Annotated in this window: 1 protein-coding gene; it reads left to right on the top strand. The window is 59.2% G+C overall.

Annotation, left to right across the window (positions count from 1 at the left end):
- Positions 1-368: amino acid ABC transporter permease (locus EN804_RS35150; protein ID WP_135922339.1), on the top strand; the 368-nt coding region annotated here is incomplete at both ends.

Below are 368 nucleotides of genomic sequence, written 5' to 3'. Positions count from 1 at the left end.
CCGCCGGCGCGTCGATGACCATCTATACGTCAGGTTATCTCGCGGAAATCTGGCGCGGCTGCATCCAGGCGGTGCCGAAGCAGCAATGGGAAGCGTCGGAATCGCTCGCTCTCACCCGCGCCCAGCAATATCGCTACGTCATCCTGCCGCAGGCGATCCGAATTTCGCTACCGCCGACCGTCGGTTTTGCCGTCCAGGTCGTCAAGAACACGTCCATCGCATCGATCATCGGTTTCGTCGAACTGGCAAGAGCGGGGCAGCTCATCAACAATGCCACGTTCCAGCCGTTAAGCGTCTTCGTCGCGGTGGCCATTCTTTATTTGATCGTATGCTACACGTTATCCCCGCTTTCGCGTTGGCGGGAAGGG

This window comes from Mesorhizobium sp. M8A.F.Ca.ET.161.01.1.1 (assembly GCF_004792105.1).
Classification (GTDB): Bacteria; Pseudomonadota; Alphaproteobacteria; order Rhizobiales; family Rhizobiaceae; genus Mesorhizobium.
Note: the sequence above shows the minus strand (reverse complement) of the source record. Positions and strands in the feature narration are given on the sequence as shown.